Raw genomic sequence first — 17063 nt, 5'->3', positions numbered from 1 at the left:
CTCCTAATGTTTTACTATGAAAAACTTTTGTTATGTATGATATTATTTTAATGTATATAGAATTATTGTACAAATAGAAAGGGGAAAATTATGAAAATAAATAATTTAAGAAAAGTCATGAAACAAAAAGACTTAGCTGCTGTGGTAGTATTATCTTCATTCAATAGAAGGTATCTTTCTGGATTTACTGGTACAAGCGGTAGTTTATTAATCACACATGAACAAGCACAATTAATAACCGACTTTAGATATATACAACAAGCAACTACACAATCAAAAGATTTTGAAATTGTAAATCAAAATGGACCTATGATCGAAAAACTAAATGAATTGATTAAATCAGGTCAATATAACAAAGTTGGCGTAGAGGCAAATTTAATTACTTATAATGAATATCAAGCGTTAAATACAGAAAATGTAGAATTATCATCATTTGAAGGAGTTATAGAATCGTTAAGAATGGTTAAAAACGATTATGAAATAGAACAAATTCAAATAGCAGCAGATATCGTTGATGATACTTATGAACATATACTTGATTGGATTAAACCGGGTATGACAGAGAATGAAGTCAACAATGAAATGGAAATGTATATGAGGAAACAAGGCGCTACTTGTTCTTCATTCGATACGATTGTTGCTTCAGGTCATCGCGGCGCATTACCACATGGTGTAGCAAGTGATAAAGTGATTGAAAAAGGGGATATGATCACACTTGATTTTGGTGCACTATATAATGGATATGTAAGTGATATTACGAGAACATTTGCAATTGGTGAACCAAAAGAAGAAATGAAAAAAATATACAACATCGTTCTTAAATCTCAAAAGGCAGCCTTAGAACGAGTGAAAATGGGTATGACAGGTAAAGAGGCTGACTCTATCGCTAGAGAAATTATTAAAGAACATGGTTATGGAGAACAATTTGGTCATTCTTTAGGACATGGAATAGGTTTAGAAGTACATGAAGGTCCTGCATTGTCACAGAAATCCGATATTATACTTGAAGAAAACATGTGTATCACTCTCGAACCAGGTATTTATGTAGACGGACTCGGTGGTGTGAGAATTGAAGATGATGTATTAGTTACAAAAAATGGGTTACAACGCTTTACTAAATCTTCAAAAGACCTTATTATTTTATAAGAAGGTATAACTAGGAGGAAAATGAATGATTTCAGTTAATGATTTTAAAACAGGTTTAACAATTAAAGTAGAAAATGGTATTTGGAAAGTAATCGACTTCCAACACGTAAAACCAGGTAAAGGTGCGGCGTTCGTTCGATCAAAATTAAGAAACTTAAGAACTGGTGCAATTCAAGAAAAAACATTTAGAGCCGGTGAAAAAGTAGAAAAAGCACAAATCGATAATAAACGTATGCAATACTTATATGCCGATGGAGATAGTCATGTATTTATGGATAATGTTACGTATGAGCAATTAGAATTACCAGAAGAAAGTCTAGAATATGAACTTAAATTTATTAAAGAAAATATGGAAGTTCAAATTCAATCTTACGATGGTGAAACAATTGGCGTTGAAATTCCTAATACAGTAACATTAAAAGTAACAGAAACTGAACCAGGTATTAAAGGTGATACTGCTACTGGCGCTACAAAACAAGCTACGGTTGAAACTGGTTATAGCTTAAATGTTCCTTTATTTGTAAATGAAGGTGACTTATTAGTAATTAACACTACAGATGGAAGTTACGTATCAAGAGGTTAATCTTAATTTCAAAGGATCTATCTATTAATTGAAATGGATAGGTCCTTTTTTTAATTCTGTATCTTATTTAATAAAGGCTTTAACATCATCATGATGTCCGACAATATTCATTTGAATGTAATAAAATTCAAAACAATGATATAAATAAAAAGTTTTCTATTATAATGGTTTGAAATTAAATTAATAAATCGCTTGAATTGGTATGACCACTAAAGTAAAATGTATAAAGTGTTAAGTATTATGAATTTGAACTTAAAAGGAGTTTTTCAAATGAACTTGAAACAAATTAAAGAATTAGTTGAACTGTTAGACAACTCTTCATTAACTGAATTAGATATAACTGATAAAGATTTTAAATTAACATTAAAAAAAGAAATTAAACAAGAAATAGTATATGGACAAGCACCTTCAGGTCCAGTTGCTCAACCACAACAAACAAGTGCTGATGCTGTAGCACCACAAGCAACTGAGAACGAAGTAGACAATGGTATTACGATTAATGCACCAATGGTAGGAACATTCTACAAGTCTCCATCCCCAGACGAAGGTCCATATGTGCAAGTTGGAACAAAAGTAGATGCAGATACAACGGTATGTATTTTAGAAGCAATGAAATTATTTAATGAAATTCAAGCAGATGTTTCTGGTGAGATAACTGAAATTTTAGTTGAAGACGGACAAATGGTAGAGTATGGCCAACCGTTATTCAAGGTGAAGTAATATGAAAAAAGTATTAATTGCAAATAGAGGGGAAATTGCAGTAAGAATTATTAGAGCTTGTAGAGAACTAAATATTCAGACGGTTGCGATTTATTCAGAAGCTGATAAAGATGCATTACATACTCAAATTGCAGATGAAGCTTATTGTGTAGGACCAACTCAATCTAAAGATTCGTATTTACATGTACCTAATATTATTTCAATTGCCAAATCTACAGGTTGTGACGGAATTCATCCTGGGTATGGATTTTTAGCTGAAAATAGTGATTTTGCTGAAATGTGTGACGCTTGCCAAATTAAATTTATTGGCCCAAGTTATAAATCCATTCAAAAGATGGGTATTAAAGATGTTGCTAAAGAAGAAATGATTAAAGCAAATGTACCAGTTGTTCCTGGTAGTGACGGATTAGTAGATACTGTGAAAATCGCTAAGAAATGCGCAAAACAAATTGGATATCCTGTAATCATTAAAGCAACTGCTGGTGGTGGCGGTAAAGGAATCCGTATCGCACGTAACGAAGAAGAACTTGTTACTGGATTTAGAATGACGCAACAAGAAGCGGAAACAGCATTTGGAAACAAAGGTTTATATCTAGAAAAGTTTATTGAAAACTTTAGACATATAGAAATTCAAATTTTAGGTGATTCTCACGGCAATGTTATCCATTTAGGAGAGCGTGATTGTACCATACAAAGACGTATGCAGAAATTAGTGGAAGAATCTCCATCTCCAGTGTTATCAGAAAAGATGCGTCAAGAAATGGGTGAGGCGGCTATTAGAGCTGCTAAAGCTGTTAATTACGAAAATGCAGGTACAATTGAATTTATCTATGATTTAGATGAAGATGCATTTTACTTTATGGAAATGAATACACGTATTCAAGTTGAACACCCAGTTACTGAAATGGTTACTGGCATGGATTTAGTGAAGCTACAACTGAGAGTTGCAAGTGGAGAACCATTACCTTTAACACAAGATGAAGTGAATTTAAGTGGCCATGCAATAGAATTTAGAATTAATGCAGAAAGCCCATTTAAAAACTTTATGCCTTCACCAGGTAAAATCAATCAATATTTAACGCCTGGAGGTTATGGTGTAAGAATAGATTCAGCTTGTTACACTGGATATACGATTCCACCTTACTATGATTCAATGGTTGCGAAACTTATTGTCTATGGATCAGATAGAACAGAAGCAATTCAAATTGGTAAAAGAGCACTTACTGAATATTTAATATCAGGAATAGACACAACAATTCCTTTCCACTTAAGATTATTAGAAAATGATGTATTTGAATCAGGTATTTTTAATACCAATTTCCTAGAGATTCATGATATTATAAATAGTGAAGATAGTTAAGGAGGGATTCAAATGGCTAAAACAATTGAAAATGAAAAGCCTTCTTTAGGTAAGATTGAGATCGCACCTGAAGTAATTGAAGTAATTGCGAGTATTGCTACCACTGATATTAAAGGTGTCTCTCACATGCAATCCGTATTTAACAAGAACTCAATAGAGAAGTTCGGAAAAAAGAATTTTGGTAAAGGTATTAAAGTAGACATAAAAGAAGACGGCATTTATATTAACGTATATTGTACATTTGACTACGGTACGAAAATTTCTGAAACAGCGAGAAAAGTTCAATCCGAAATTAAACAAGCATTAAATACGATGACGGCATTAACACCTAAAGAAGTTAACGTTCACATCGTTAATATAAACTTCCAATAATAAACATGATTAATTAAGAGGATGCGTGCATCCTCTTATTCTTTGAAGGAGAAGAGTATGAAGAGATCCGAATTAAGAGAGTTAGTTTTTAAAACATTATATCAATTAGAAAACAATAAGACTGAATTAACAGTCGATGAAGCAATCCATTATTTAGTAGAAGATTTTCATGGAGACCAATTTAGATACGTTAAAAGTTTCGTGAATGAAGTAATTGAAAAGCGTGAAGAATTAGATGAAATATTCAAACCACATTTGAAAAATTGGACGCTTGAGCGTTTGTTAAAAACGGATAGAATCATTTTGAGAATGGCAACTTATGAATTAAAATATAATGACACACCTGAAAAAGTAGTATTTAATGAAGCGGTAGAAATTGCAAAAATGTATAGTGATGACGATCATTATAAATTTATTAACGGTGTATTAAGTAGTTTATCAAACTAATAAAGAGTGATATAAATGGATAAATATTTATCAGTAACTGCATTAACGAAATATATTAAATATAAATTTGATCAAGACCCTCATTTACAGAACGTTTTTATTAAAGGGGAAATTTCAAATTTCAAACGACATTCAAGTGGACACCTTTATTTCGCATTAAAAGATGATAAAGGTGTATTAAGTGCGATGATGTTTAAGTCTAGTGCAAGTAAATTGAGTTTCGAACCAAAAGAAGGGGATCAAGTACTAATTGAAGGTAGAATTGGTATTTATGAATCAAGAGGATCTTATCAAATTTATGTTCAAACTATGCAGTTGGATGGAATTGGACTTTTGTATGAGAAGTTTGAAGCACTTAAAAAAGAATTGTCTCAAAAAGGTTATTTTGATGCTAATCATAAGTTGGCATTACCTAAATATCCAAAGAAAATTGCTATCCTAACGGCTTCAACTGGTGCAGCAATTAGAGATATATGTTCTACCTTAGATAAGCGATATCCGCTTGCTGAACAAGTATTAATTAGCACACTTGTTCAAGGGAAAGAAGCTAAGGATAATATCATTAACAACATAAATAAAGCAGATGCCATGAATGTTGATGTTATTATCGTTGGCCGTGGTGGTGGATCAATTGAAGATTTATGGAGTTTTAATGAAAAAGAAGTAGTTGAAGCAATTTACAATTGTTCAACACCTATTATTTCAGCTGTGGGTCATGAGACAGATACGACCTTGAGTGATTTTGTGAGTGATATTAGAGCGGCAACGCCTACACAAGCTGCAATTATAGCAACTCCAGATATCAATGAATTATATAACCTTATAAATAACGCACGCAAATACTTAACAAAACATATTACCCAAAGTATTCAAAGCGATAAACAAAAATTAAACCAGTTATCATCTTATTATAAACTTAAAAGTCCATCACTATTATACGATCAAGAAATTCAACAATTAGATGACTTACATAAACAATTGAATAGAAATCTTGATCAAATTATATTAAGAAATAATCACCGCATAGATATTTTACAAAATAAATTAAAGATTGGTCCTATTGAACATTCAGTTAATCAATATAGGCAGACACTTGATAGATTAAATAGTGAGCAATCACAACAGATGAATAGAATTATAAATAACAAAAAACAACTGCTATCTACAAAGCTTGTTCAACTAGATGCATTAAGTCCAACTCAGATTATGTTACGGGGTTATTCAATTTTAGAAAAAGATGATAAAATAATAACAAGTAAAGAAGATTTAAATATACATGATGATATTACTATTAACTTAAAAGATGGTAAAATAAAAGCTAATGTTAAAGAAATTAGGTGACAATTGTGGCGAAAGAACAAACATTTGAAGAAATGATGGTTGAATTAGAAAAAGTTGTTGGAAAATTAGACGAAGAAAACATCTCATTAGAAGAATCTATTGAACTTTATCAAAGAGGTATTGAATTAAGTAGCAAATGTGAAACAAAACTAAAAGAAGCTGAAGAAAAAGTTAATAAATTAGTAAAAAGTGAAGGTGATTCAAATGAATCAGATCATCAATAAGTATGTAGAGCAATTTAATGCATCACTAAAAGAAACTGAATTAACTTCTGTAGTTGATACGCAATTAGAAGAAAGCATGCATTACTCCTTATTTGCAAATGGTAAGCGTATTAGACCTTCACTTTTGCTTATGACATTATCTATGTTAAATACTGACATTGAAAATGGTATGGAAACAGCAAAAGCTTTAGAAATGATACATACTTATTCTTTAATTCATGATGATTTACCTGCAATGGATAATGATGACTTTAGAAGAGGTATTAAAACAAACCACAAGGTTTATGGAGATGCTACTGCTATATTAGCTGGAGATGCACTTTTAACGAAAGCATTCGAATTAATCACTAAAGATAATAAACTCTCTGCCGAAGATAAGGTAAAATTAATTAGACTATTATCTGAATCAGCTGGCCATCATGGTATGGTAGGTGGACAAGTTTTAGATATGAACAGTGAAAATAAAGATATTACTTTAGATACTTTGCGCAAGATTCATAGATATAAAACTGGTGCTTTGATTCGTTTTGCAATCATTGCTGCATGTACAATCGCGAAAGTAGACAGTAAAACATTTCTGTTATTAGATTCATTTAGTCAACAACTTGGTTTGATCTTCCAAATTAAAGATGATTTATTAGATATTGAAGGTGACTTTGATAAAACTGGTAAAATAGCTAGCGACGAAACAAATAATAAAAGTACATATATTTCACTTCTAGGTAAAGCAAATACTAAAATTGCACTTGAACAACATGTGAATCAAGCAAACTATCTATTAGAACAATTACAAGATAAATATAACATCGAAGAACTAAAAGCAATTACAAAATTAGTTGCAAATAGAGAAAATTAATTAAGTTCTAAATCGTATAGAATTTATGGGAATAGTACAAAAGGTGGTATAACAATGGATATTTCTAAAATTAAAAATCCATCCTTTTTAAAAGGAATGTCTAATTCTGAACTTGAGCAATTAAGTGCTGATATTAGAAAGTTTCTAATTGAAACGTGTTCAATTACTGGTGGACATATTGGAGCAAATTTAGGCGTTGTTGAATTAACACTGAGTTTGCATAAGCATTTTAATAGTCCTACAGATAAAATTATATGGGACGTTGGCCATCAGGCTTACATACATAAAATTTTAACTGGAAGAGGTCACGAATTTGATTCTCTTAGACAATATAAAGGATTATGTGGTTTCCCTAAAATGAATGAATCCATTCATGATGTTTGGGAAGCAGGGCATAGTTCAACTTCATTATCAGCTGCAGTAGGGATGGCGAAAGCAAGAGATATCCTAGGTGAAACAAATCATGTTGTGCCTGTTATCGGAGATGGTGCTTTAACTGGTGGGATGGCGTTAGAAGCATTAAATCATATTGGCCATGATAGAACTGACCTTACAATCATATTAAATGATAATGAAATGAGTATTGCACCAAATGTTGGTGCAATGCATAACATGTTTGGAAGAATTAGAACAAATCAAAGTTATAATAGATTTAAATTTGATGCTGAAAGTTTCTTCAACAGATTACCTGGCGGAGACAAACTTAGAGATTCAGCTGACAAAATTAAAGATAGCCTGAAATATTTAGTAGTTGACGGGATATTTTTTGAAGAATTAGGTATAAAATATATCGGTCCAGTAGATGGACATAATTTTAAAGAATTGGATGAAGCAATAATAGCATCCAAAAAAATAAATAAACCCGTTCTTATTCACGTTGTAACTAAAAAAGGCAAAGGGTATAAACCAGCAGAAGTTGACAAAATTGGTACTTGGCATGGATTAGGGCCATACAAACTTGAAACAGGTGAAGTTATCAAAGGTAATACAGATGGACCTGCATGGAGTGCGTTAATGAGTGACGAAGTGTTAAGTTATGCTAAAAAAGATAAACATATCGTGGCAATTACGCCCGCGATGCCTGTAGGTTCTAAGTTGACGAAATTCCAACAAGAGTTACCTGAGCAATTTTTTGATGTAGGTATTGCAGAACAACATGCTGTTACAATGGCAGCAGGACTAGCGACACAAGGAATGAAGCCATATGTTGCGATATATTCTACTTTTATGCAACGTGCATATGACCAACTATTACACGATGTGGATAGACAAAATTTAAATGTATTATTTGGTATTGATCGTGCTGGATTAGTTGGAGCAGATGGTGAAACGCACCAAGGTGTCTTTGATATTGGATTTTTAAGCCAATTTCCTAATTTCACTGTCATGATGCCTAAAAATGGTCATGAAGCTAAAGAAATGGTTAAAACTGCATTTGAAAATGATCACGGACCAATGGCTATTAGATATCCGAGAGGAAATGCACCTAAACTACAAGAAAATGCTGAAATTAATAGTTTGACAATCGGAACATGGACGAAAGAAAGAGTTGGAGAAGATTTAACACTTATTAGTTATGGTCCAACGTTAGAATTACTAACTGAAGTAGCTGATGATCTTCTTAAAGAAGGCATCAACATAAATGTAATTAACGCTCGCTTTATTAAACCGATGGACTTTGATATGTTGCATGAAATTTGTAAAACCAATAAACCAGTCATGACCATTGAGGAATCTATGTTAACTGGTGGATTAGGTAGTCAAATAGCAACATTTATGAAGGATAATGATTATCATAATATTTTGCGTAGAATTGGTATAGACAATGAATATATTGAACATGGTGATGTAAACTTATTGTTAGAAGATATAGGCATATCACAATCAAATATTAAGTCACAAATCAAGATATTATTAAATAAATAACATGTATCGTCAGACGCTTTAGTTATACTAAGGCGTCTTTTAAGTGGTTAATATCGCTTACATTACTATTATTATCAATTTTATGCTATTATTATTGTATAAATATTCATTAAACGAGGTGTAACAATTGGCAAATAAAACTATGCGTCAAATTAAAATTAGAGAAATTATTTCGAATGAGCAAATAGAAACACAAGAAGAATTAGTTAAACGTTTGAATGAGTATGAATTAAATATAACGCAAGCCACAATTTCTAGAGATATTAAAGAATTACAATTAATTAAAGTACCTGCGCCATCAGGACAATATATCTATAGTTTACCAAGAGACCGTAAATACCATCCAATAGATAAACTTGGTCGATACTTAATGGATTCTTTTGTAAAAATAGATGGTGCGGATAATTTATTAGTATTAAAAACATTGCCAGGTAATGCGCAATCAATTGGTGCAATAATAGACCAAATTGAATGGAATGAAGTATTGGGTACAATTTGTGGCGACGATACATGCTTAATAATTTGTAAAGATATTGAATCTGCTGAAGTTATAACAGACAGAATATTTAATATGCTTTAAAGGAGTTTTATTATACTATGTTACAAGCACTGACAATTAAACAATTCGCAATTATTGAATCTTTAGAAATAAACTTTTCAAATGGTTTAACTGTATTAAGTGGTGAAACGGGTGCCGGAAAATCCATTATAATTGATGCTATTGGACAATTAGTGGGTGCGAGAGCCTCTCAAAGTTTCGTTAGACATGGAGAACAAAAAGCAACAATTGAAGGTGTATTTGATATAGATCATGTCCCAAATGTAAATAAAGTCCTTAACGAGTTAGATATTGACTTTGATGATGACTTTTTATTTGTTAAGCGAGAAATCTTTGCATCTGGTAAAAGTCTTTGTAAATTAAATAATCAAAATGTAACACTTTCGGATTTAAAGATTGTCATGCAAGAATTACTTGATATTCATGGTCAACACGAAACGCAAATATTATTAAAACCAAAGTATCATCTAACATTGTTAGATAATTTTGCTGATAGCAAATATCAACAAGAAATTGATGAATATAAAGAAGTGTATCAAGAATATCGATTAAAGAAAAAAGAACTTGAGAAATTAGAATCTCAAGATCAAGCGCTATTACAAAGATTAGATTTAATAAAGTTTCAAAGGGACGAGCTATTAGATGCTAATCTTAAAGAAGACGAATTAGAATTTTTGAATCAAGAAATTAAAAAACTTCAAAATTATGAACGTATAAATGAAAGTCTTCACAAAGCACATATGTTTTTAAGCAGTGAAGATAATATTACAGATAAAATATATGAGCTAAATCAAGCCATCCAAAATATAAATGAAATCATTCCAGGAAAATATAATACATTTAGTGAAGAATTAGATCAAATGTATTATTCTTTAGAAGATTATAAACATGAATTATACAATGAACTTTCATCAAATGAATTTGATGAAACATTGCTTAATGAATATGAATCTAGGTTAAATGTATTGACTGATCTTAACCGAAAATATGGCAAAAGCATACCTGAATTAATAAAATATAGAGATAAAATCGATGATGAAATATACAAAATCGAGAATTATGAGCAAAGCACTTCACAATTACGTGAAGATATTGAATCGTTATATAATAAAGTATTAGAAACTGGAAATGCTTTGTCTATTAAAAGAAGAGAAATTGCGCTCAATTTACGTGAAAAACTCGTCAGCGAAGTACAAAATTTACATATGAAAGATGCTAATATTGAAATTACGTTCAATAAAACTGAACCAAAAATAGATGGCTTAGAAGAAGTTGAATTTTTAATTAGCCCTAATAAAGGTGAACCACTTAAAAGTTTAAATAAAATTGCATCAGGTGGCGAATTATCTAGAATTATGCTAGCACTTAAAAGTATTTTTGTTTCTTCAAAAGGCCAAACTGCAATATTGTTTGATGAAGTTGATACAGGTGTATCTGGTCGAGTAGCACAAAAAATGGCTGAGAAGATGTATGAAATTTCACAATCATTACAAGTAATATGTATATCTCATTTACCTCAAGTAGCAGCAATAAGTGACCAACATCTTTATATAACGAAAGAAACAGTAAATGATCGTACGATTACATCAGTAAAACATTTAAAAGGTGAAGACAAAATCGATGAAATAGCACGTATGATATCTGGTGTGGAAGTTACAAAATTAACAAGACAACATGCAAAAGAAATGATAGTTCAAAATAAAACATTAAAATAGAATGATTTGGTAGGGTGTAAATATGGGTGTTAAAGTTGCAATAATAGAAGATTCAAGAGCATATGTTAGTGAAATGTCTGATTATTTAAAGAAACATGACATTGAAATAGTTAATATTGGATATAACGGAAAAGAAGCTCTAGAAATATTAAATGGAGCTGAATTTGATGTTCTTTTATTAGACTTAATTTTACCTCATATTGATGGAATGACTTTACTAAGAAGATATATTAAACCTAATAAAAAATATAAAGTGATATGTATGAGTGCATTTGTAAGCGACAATGTTCTTAAAGAATCAGTATCTTTAGGCGTAGATTATTTTTTAATAAAACCAGTTGAATTTGATGTTCTTCTAAATACAATACATCGTGTTTTAGATAAAAGTAAAAGAAAGATAACTGAAATTGAAGCACTTGATTTACTTCTTGAGAAAATTGGGTTTTCATACAACTTAAACGGATATAAATATATAAAATACGGTGTCAAATTAATGCTTAATCATTCACACAATATGCAATTAACTAAAGAACTATATCCACAAATATCAGAACATTTCAATGTACAGGCAAATAATGTAGAACGATCAATAAGGCATGCTATTAAATTAGCTTGGGATAAAGAATTAAAAAAATACTGGTATGATGAAGAAAAGTCATATGTAAGACCGACAAACGGTGAATTTATTATTCATTTATATCAAAAATATAAAGATAATCAGTAAAAAAAGCTAACTTTGAAGTTAGCTTTTTTTATGATCTTTATCATCATTTTCGTTTTTTAAAAAATACTCTTGGGCACGTTTATTTTTCTTCTCTCGATGTAATATATATCCACCGATAAAGATGATTCCAAATACAAAAAATATAAGGCCAAGTAAAAATTGCAACCAAATAAATTGAAGTTGTGGTACTAATTCACCAAACACTGCGTCTCTCATCCATTTAATTCCGAGTCCTGCTAAAATGCCAGGAATAACTAAAATAAGTAATGCAACATATTTTTGCATAAATTAAAACTCCTATAGATTAATAATTTATATTATATATGAGTTAATGAAAGAAAGTAAACAAGTAAAAGATGGAATAATCGTTAAAATTTGATTATGATAGCATTAGGAGGGGTTTTAAATGCAATTTAAAGATATTATCAATAAAGGCCAAAAAACAAATGCTACAATAGCTGTTTGTAAATCAAATGATGAAGGTGTCATTAAAGCAATTATTAAAAGTATTAAAAAAACAAATGCTAATTTTCTTCTATATGATGAAGAACCTCAAGATGAGCTAATACGATCTTTTAACTTGAGTCATGAGGAATTTAATAGAATAAAAATAATACAAACTAAAGATAAAAATGATACTGTATCTGAATCTGTAAAAGCAGTGAATGAGGGTAAAGCTGATTTAATAATGAAAGGCTTAATTTCCAGCTCAACGCTATTAAAGGAAGTACTAAATAGTAAATATAATTTAAAAACTGAAAATCGCATGAGCCATTTAGCACTTTTCGATATACCTGAGTATCATAAAACTTTAGCGTTATCTGATGTTGCAATGAACATAGCCCCATCACAAGAAGCTAAAATTCAAATTACAGAAAATTTAATCACAAGTCTTAAAAAAATAGGAATTAAAAATCCAAAAATAGGTGTCCTATCTGCTATTGAACAAGTAAATCCAAATATTCAATCTTCAGTAGATGCTAAAGTCATCGTCGATTATTTTAATGCGTTAAATGACATTCATGAAGTAGAAGGTCCATTAGCTTTCGATGTAGCAATAAATAAACAAGCAGCAATTACGAAAGGTATTGATTCACATATATCCGGAAATGTTGATGGACTTATTGTTCCGCAAATTGAAAGTGGTAACATTCTATATAAATCTTTAGTCTATTTGTCCAAAGCAGAAGTAGCATCTGTTATTATAGGTGCTAAAGTTCCAATCATATTAACATCTCGTTCTGATTCATCCAAAGATAAATTTAATTCAATTTGTTGTGCGTTAACACTCATTTAATATATTGTAATAATAAATAATTAACTTATTTTTAATAGTTTTTTTAAACCAACAACAGTTATCCCTTATTTATTCACTTATTTTGAATATTCTAAAAATTTTTACTTTTTGTAAGCGCTATCATTTTAGGTATATTTATTTGATAAATAAAACATTTCATGTAAAATTAGATATGAAGTTAATATAAAGAATGAAAAGGGGATTATTATGTTATTCGAAACTATAGAAAAATATGACTACGAGCAAATTGTATTTTGCCATGACAAAAGCTCAGGTTTAAAAGCAATTATTGCAATTCATGATACAACATTAGGACCAGCACTTGGTGGTTGTAGAATGTGGCCATATGAAAGTGAAGAAGAAGCAATTAATGACGCATTAAGACTTTCAAGAGGAATGACTTATAAAAATGCGGCAGCTGGATTAAATTTAGGCGGCGGGAAAACTGTCATTATTGGTGATCCAAAGAAAGATAAATCAGAAGCTTTATTTAGAGCGTTAGGAAGATATGTTGAAAGTTTAAATGGGAGATATATTACTGCTGAAGACGTTGGTACTACAGAAGATGATATGGATATTATCTTTGAAGAAACAGACTATGTTGTTGGTTTATCTGAAAGTCATCAATCAAGTGGTAACCCTAGTCCTAAGACGTCTTTAGGTGTATTTGTATCTATGAAACGTGCAGCTAAAGAAGCTTTTGGTACAGATTTATTAGAAGGTAAAACTGTAGCTGTTCAAGGCGTTGGACATGTTGCGTATGATTTATGTCGTTATTTAAACGAAGCTGGAGCTAAATTAGTCGTAACAGATATTAATCAAGAAGCTGTTGATCGAGTTGTTAATGATTTCAATGCAACAAGTGTGTCAATTGATGAAATTTATGATGTTGATGCGGATATCTTCGCACCTTGTGCATTAGGCGGTATCTTGAATGATGATACAATTAATCGTTTGAAAGTTAAAGTTGTATGTGGTAGCGCCAATAATCAATTAGAAGATATTGATAAACATGCAGAACAAATAGAAGCAAAAGGAATCATTTATGCGCCTGACTTTGTAGTTAATTCAGGTGGCGTTGTAAATGTAGCTGATGAATTAGATGGTTATAATGAAGTCCGTGCAATTTCAAATATTGAAAAAATTTATGACCAAATGGATAAAGTATTTGAAATAAGTAAACGTGATCAAATTACAACAGCAAGAGCTGCAGAAAAATTAGCAGAAGAACGAATTGATCAGTTAATGAGAGTAAGAAGTAGTTTCTTGAAATCAGAAAAATCAATTATATCAAGAGGTAAAAATTAATGAAAAAAATTCTTGTACTTAATTTGGGTAGCACTTCGTCGAAAGTAGCATTATTTGAAAATTATAATATGTTATTCGAAGATGTATTAAGACATGAAATTGAAAAAACTAATCTACCTTTAATAGAGCAAATTGAATTCAGATTGGATAGTATTAAAGAATCCTTAAACAAACACAATATTTCCTTACAAGCGATGGATGCCATTGCTTGTAGAGGTGGTGTTTTAAAACCTATTGAAGGTGGAACATATTTAATAAATAACATATTATATCATGATTTAAAGTCTTTTAAGTATGGTATACATGCGTCAAATTTAAGTGGTATTATAGGTTATGAATTAGCTCAAGCGTTACATATCAATGCATACATAGTAGATCCAGTAGTGGTAGATGAATTAACACCTGAGGCAAGAATTACTGGTATTAAAGGTATAGAAAGAAAAAGCATATTCCATGCTTTAAATCAAAAGTCAGTCGCTAAACAATATGCCGAAGAAACAGGTAGAAAGTACGAAGATATCAATGTTATAGTTGCTCATTTAGGCGGCGGTATAAGTGTGGGTGCACACAAAAAAGGCAGAGTTATTGATGTGAATGATGGCTTATTAGGTGAAGGTCCAATGAGTCCTGAACGTGCAGGCTCAATCCCAAATGATGAATTAATAAAGTGGGTAATTGATCATCAACTTAATTCTAAAGAAGCAAATAACATGTTGAGTAGAAATTCCGGTTTAATATCTTACTTTGGGACAAATAATTGTCTTAAAATTGAAGAAATGATGGAAAAGGGAGATAAAACAGCAAAATTAGTATTAGATGCTATGTGCTATCAAATCTCTAAATCTATTGGAGCATGTGCAGTTTCATTAGAAGGTAATATTGATCAAATTATTATTACAGGCGGGTTAAGTTATTCGAAATACATAACTAATAAAGTAAATAAATATGTATCTTGGCTACAAAATGTTACGATATACAAAGGAGAAAAAGAAATGCACGCACTAAATGTTGGCGTTATGGACCTCTTTTACGGTAAAATTAGTACCAAGTCATATGAATAAGGAGTAATACTATGTCAAAAGAATATGATTTAGTAATTCTAGGTGGGGGTACAGCAGGTTATGTATCTGCCATTAGAGCTTCACAGCTAGGAAAAAAAGTAGCGATTGTTGAAAAATACAAATTAGGTGGAACATGCTTACATAAAGGATGCATACCTACAAAATCCTACTTGAAAACAGCGGAAATAATGAGATACATTAATCATGCAAGTGATTACGGCATTAAAACTGCGACTGCTGATTTTGATATGAAAGATATTGTCGATAAGAAAAATAATACAGTATCAACAATGTACGGTGGCGTACAAAGTTTAATGAAAAAATATAAAATCGACATATTTGAAGGTAATGGTAGAATTCTTGGCCCATCACTCTTTTCTCCACAAGCAGGAACAGTTTCAGTTGAATTTGATAATGGAGAGTCAGAGCTGTTAGTAAATCAACATGTACTCATAGCTACAGGATCGAGTCCGATTGAATTGCCGTTCCTTAAATTCAACCAGCAAACGGTTATTTCAAGTGATGACATGATGACTTTAAATACACTTCCCGACAACATGTTAATTATTGGTGGTGGTGTGATTGGACTTGAATTTGCTTCTCTTTTAAATGATTTAGGTGTTGAGGTTACGGTTGTAGAAGCAGGAACATCAATTATTCCTAATGAACAACAAGAAATAAGCAAATTAATTAAAAAAGAATTTGAACAAAACGGAATCAAAATATACGAAGGCTTACCACTGTCAGAGGAACTAGTTTCTATACATGAAGATAGTGTTGAAGTGAAGATTAATGACACGACAACACAATTTGATAAAGTGCTTGTAGCGGTTGGAAGAAAACCAAACACAGTTGATATCGGCTTACAAAATACGAAAATAAAATCCGATGATAAAGGTTACATTCTGACAAATGATGTTTATCAAACAGATGATAAACATATTTATGCTGTGGGTGATGTGATTGGTAATTATCAATTAGCACATGTTGCAACTAAAGAAGGAACGATTGCAATTGAACATATGTTTGATGAAAAACCAATTTTACTAGATTATTTAACAGTACCTAGATGTATATATACGAATCCTGAAGTTGCATCTATTGGTATGACAGAGCAAGATGCAAAAAATAAAAACCTAAATTTCAAAAAATACAAAGTTCCTTTTAAAGCAATTGGGAAATCTGTGATTGAAAATAATGGCATTGGTGAATGTATATTAATTAAAGATATTGAAAATGACAAAGTACTAGGCATTCATATGGTTGGTGCGAAAGTTACAGAATTAATAAATGAAGCAGCTTTATTTACATTTATGAATGGTTCAACAGAAGAATTAGCTACTACTATTCATGCACATCCTTCAATAGGAGAAGTGCTTATGGAATTAGGGTTAAAATCTGAAAATCGAGCTATTCATGTCTAA

18 protein-coding genes are annotated in these 17063 nt (G+C 31.0%); 17 read left to right on the top strand and 1 reads right to left on the bottom strand.

Going from position 1 to position 17063, the window contains the following annotated elements; genetic code table 11:
• Positions 1-90 precede the first annotated feature (90 nt).
• From CD111_RS10640 to CD111_RS10580, 13 genes are all read left to right on the top strand, one after another.
• The gene (locus CD111_RS10640; protein WP_095087843.1) at positions 91-1146 is read left to right on the top strand and encodes a M24 family metallopeptidase; all 1056 of its coding nucleotides are present in this window, start codon (positions 91-93) and stop codon (positions 1144-1146) included.
• Positions 1147-1171: 25 nt separating this feature from the next.
• Positions 1172-1729, top strand: a complete 558-nt coding sequence (gene efp, locus CD111_RS10635; RefSeq protein WP_095087845.1) for an elongation factor P — start codon at positions 1172-1174, stop codon at positions 1727-1729.
• A 270-nt stretch (positions 1730-1999) separates the two neighbouring features.
• A complete protein-coding gene (gene accB / locus CD111_RS10630) occupies positions 2000-2449 on the top strand; it encodes an acetyl-CoA carboxylase biotin carboxyl carrier protein (RefSeq protein WP_095087847.1) in 450 nt (149 codons plus the stop codon).
• 1 nt (position 2450) lies between these two features.
• On the top strand, positions 2451-3809 hold the full coding sequence (accC, locus tag CD111_RS10625) for an acetyl-CoA carboxylase biotin carboxylase subunit (protein ID WP_095087849.1): 1359 nt from the start codon (positions 2451-2453) through the stop codon (positions 3807-3809).
• 12 nt (positions 3810-3821) lie between these two features.
• Complete coding sequence (locus CD111_RS10620; protein ID WP_095087851.1) at positions 3822-4181, top strand: Asp23/Gls24 family envelope stress response protein; 360 nt, start codon at positions 3822-3824, stop codon at positions 4179-4181.
• A 57-nt stretch (positions 4182-4238) separates the two neighbouring features.
• The gene (nusB, locus tag CD111_RS10615; protein ID WP_095087853.1) at positions 4239-4628 is read left to right on the top strand and encodes a transcription antitermination factor NusB; all 390 of its coding nucleotides are present in this window, start codon (positions 4239-4241) and stop codon (positions 4626-4628) included.
• Between the two features lie 15 nt (positions 4629-4643).
• A complete protein-coding gene (xseA, locus tag CD111_RS10610) occupies positions 4644-5969 on the top strand; it encodes an exodeoxyribonuclease VII large subunit (protein WP_095087855.1) in 1326 nt (441 codons plus the stop codon).
• A gap of 2 nt (positions 5970-5971) precedes the next feature.
• The gene (locus CD111_RS10605; protein WP_229726485.1) at positions 5972-6193 is read left to right on the top strand and encodes an exodeoxyribonuclease VII small subunit; all 222 of its coding nucleotides are present in this window, start codon (positions 5972-5974) and stop codon (positions 6191-6193) included.
• Positions 6174-7049, top strand: coding sequence for a polyprenyl synthetase family protein (locus CD111_RS10600; RefSeq protein ID WP_188350498.1), 876 nt, complete (start codon positions 6174-6176; stop codon positions 7047-7049). Before CD111_RS10605 ends, CD111_RS10600 begins: the two co-directional genes overlap by 20 nt.
• A 54-nt stretch (positions 7050-7103) precedes the next feature.
• Positions 7104-8975, top strand: coding sequence for a 1-deoxy-D-xylulose-5-phosphate synthase (gene dxs / locus CD111_RS10595; RefSeq protein ID WP_095087859.1), 1872 nt, complete (start codon positions 7104-7106; stop codon positions 8973-8975).
• Between the two features lie 142 nt (positions 8976-9117).
• Positions 9118-9555 carry a transcriptional regulator AhrC/ArgR gene (gene ahrC, locus CD111_RS10590; protein WP_371868714.1) on the top strand — a complete coding sequence of 146 codons (438 nt, stop codon included), beginning with the start codon at positions 9118-9120 and terminating at the stop codon, positions 9553-9555.
• Between the two features lie 17 nt (positions 9556-9572).
• Positions 9573-11249: a DNA repair protein RecN gene (gene recN / locus CD111_RS10585; RefSeq protein WP_095087863.1), complete on the top strand. Its 1677-nt coding sequence runs from the start codon at positions 9573-9575 to the stop codon at positions 11247-11249.
• Positions 11250-11271: 22 nt separating this feature from the next.
• A complete protein-coding gene (locus CD111_RS10580) occupies positions 11272-11973 on the top strand; it encodes a sporulation initiation factor Spo0A C-terminal domain-containing protein (protein WP_095087865.1) in 702 nt (233 codons plus the stop codon).
• Between the two features lie 18 nt (positions 11974-11991).
• Here CD111_RS10580 and CD111_RS10575 read toward each other — a convergent pair whose 3' ends face one another.
• The gene (locus CD111_RS10575) at positions 11992-12258 is read right to left on the bottom strand and encodes a DUF2627 domain-containing protein (protein WP_095087867.1); all 267 of its coding nucleotides are present in this window, start codon (positions 12256-12258) and stop codon (positions 11992-11994) included.
• Positions 12259-12379: 121 nt separating this feature from the next.
• Here CD111_RS10575 and CD111_RS10570 point away from each other — a divergent pair, with 121 nt between their 5' ends.
• The 4 genes from CD111_RS10570 (at position 12380) to lpdA (ending at position 17063) form a co-directional block, all read left to right on the top strand.
• Complete coding sequence (locus tag CD111_RS10570) at positions 12380-13270, top strand: phosphate acyltransferase (RefSeq protein WP_095087869.1); 891 nt, start codon at positions 12380-12382, stop codon at positions 13268-13270.
• A gap of 207 nt (positions 13271-13477) precedes the next feature.
• Positions 13478-14578, top strand: coding sequence for a Glu/Leu/Phe/Val dehydrogenase dimerization domain-containing protein (locus CD111_RS10565; RefSeq protein WP_095087871.1), 1101 nt, complete (start codon positions 13478-13480; stop codon positions 14576-14578).
• Positions 14578-15639 carry a butyrate kinase gene (gene buk / locus CD111_RS10560; protein ID WP_095087873.1) on the top strand — a complete coding sequence of 354 codons (1062 nt, stop codon included), beginning with the start codon at positions 14578-14580 and terminating at the stop codon, positions 15637-15639. The genes CD111_RS10565 and buk overlap by 1 nt, the downstream gene beginning before the upstream one ends.
• Before the next feature lie 11 nt (positions 15640-15650).
• Positions 15651-17063 carry a dihydrolipoyl dehydrogenase gene (lpdA, locus tag CD111_RS10555; protein WP_095087875.1) on the top strand — a complete coding sequence of 471 codons (1413 nt, stop codon included), beginning with the start codon at positions 15651-15653 and terminating at the stop codon, positions 17061-17063.

The sequence above is a fragment of the Mammaliicoccus stepanovicii genome (assembly GCF_002902525.1).
In the GTDB taxonomy this organism is placed as follows: domain Bacteria; phylum Bacillota; class Bacilli; order Staphylococcales; family Staphylococcaceae; genus Mammaliicoccus; species Mammaliicoccus stepanovicii.
This window is presented reverse-complemented; position numbering and strand designations above follow the sequence as displayed.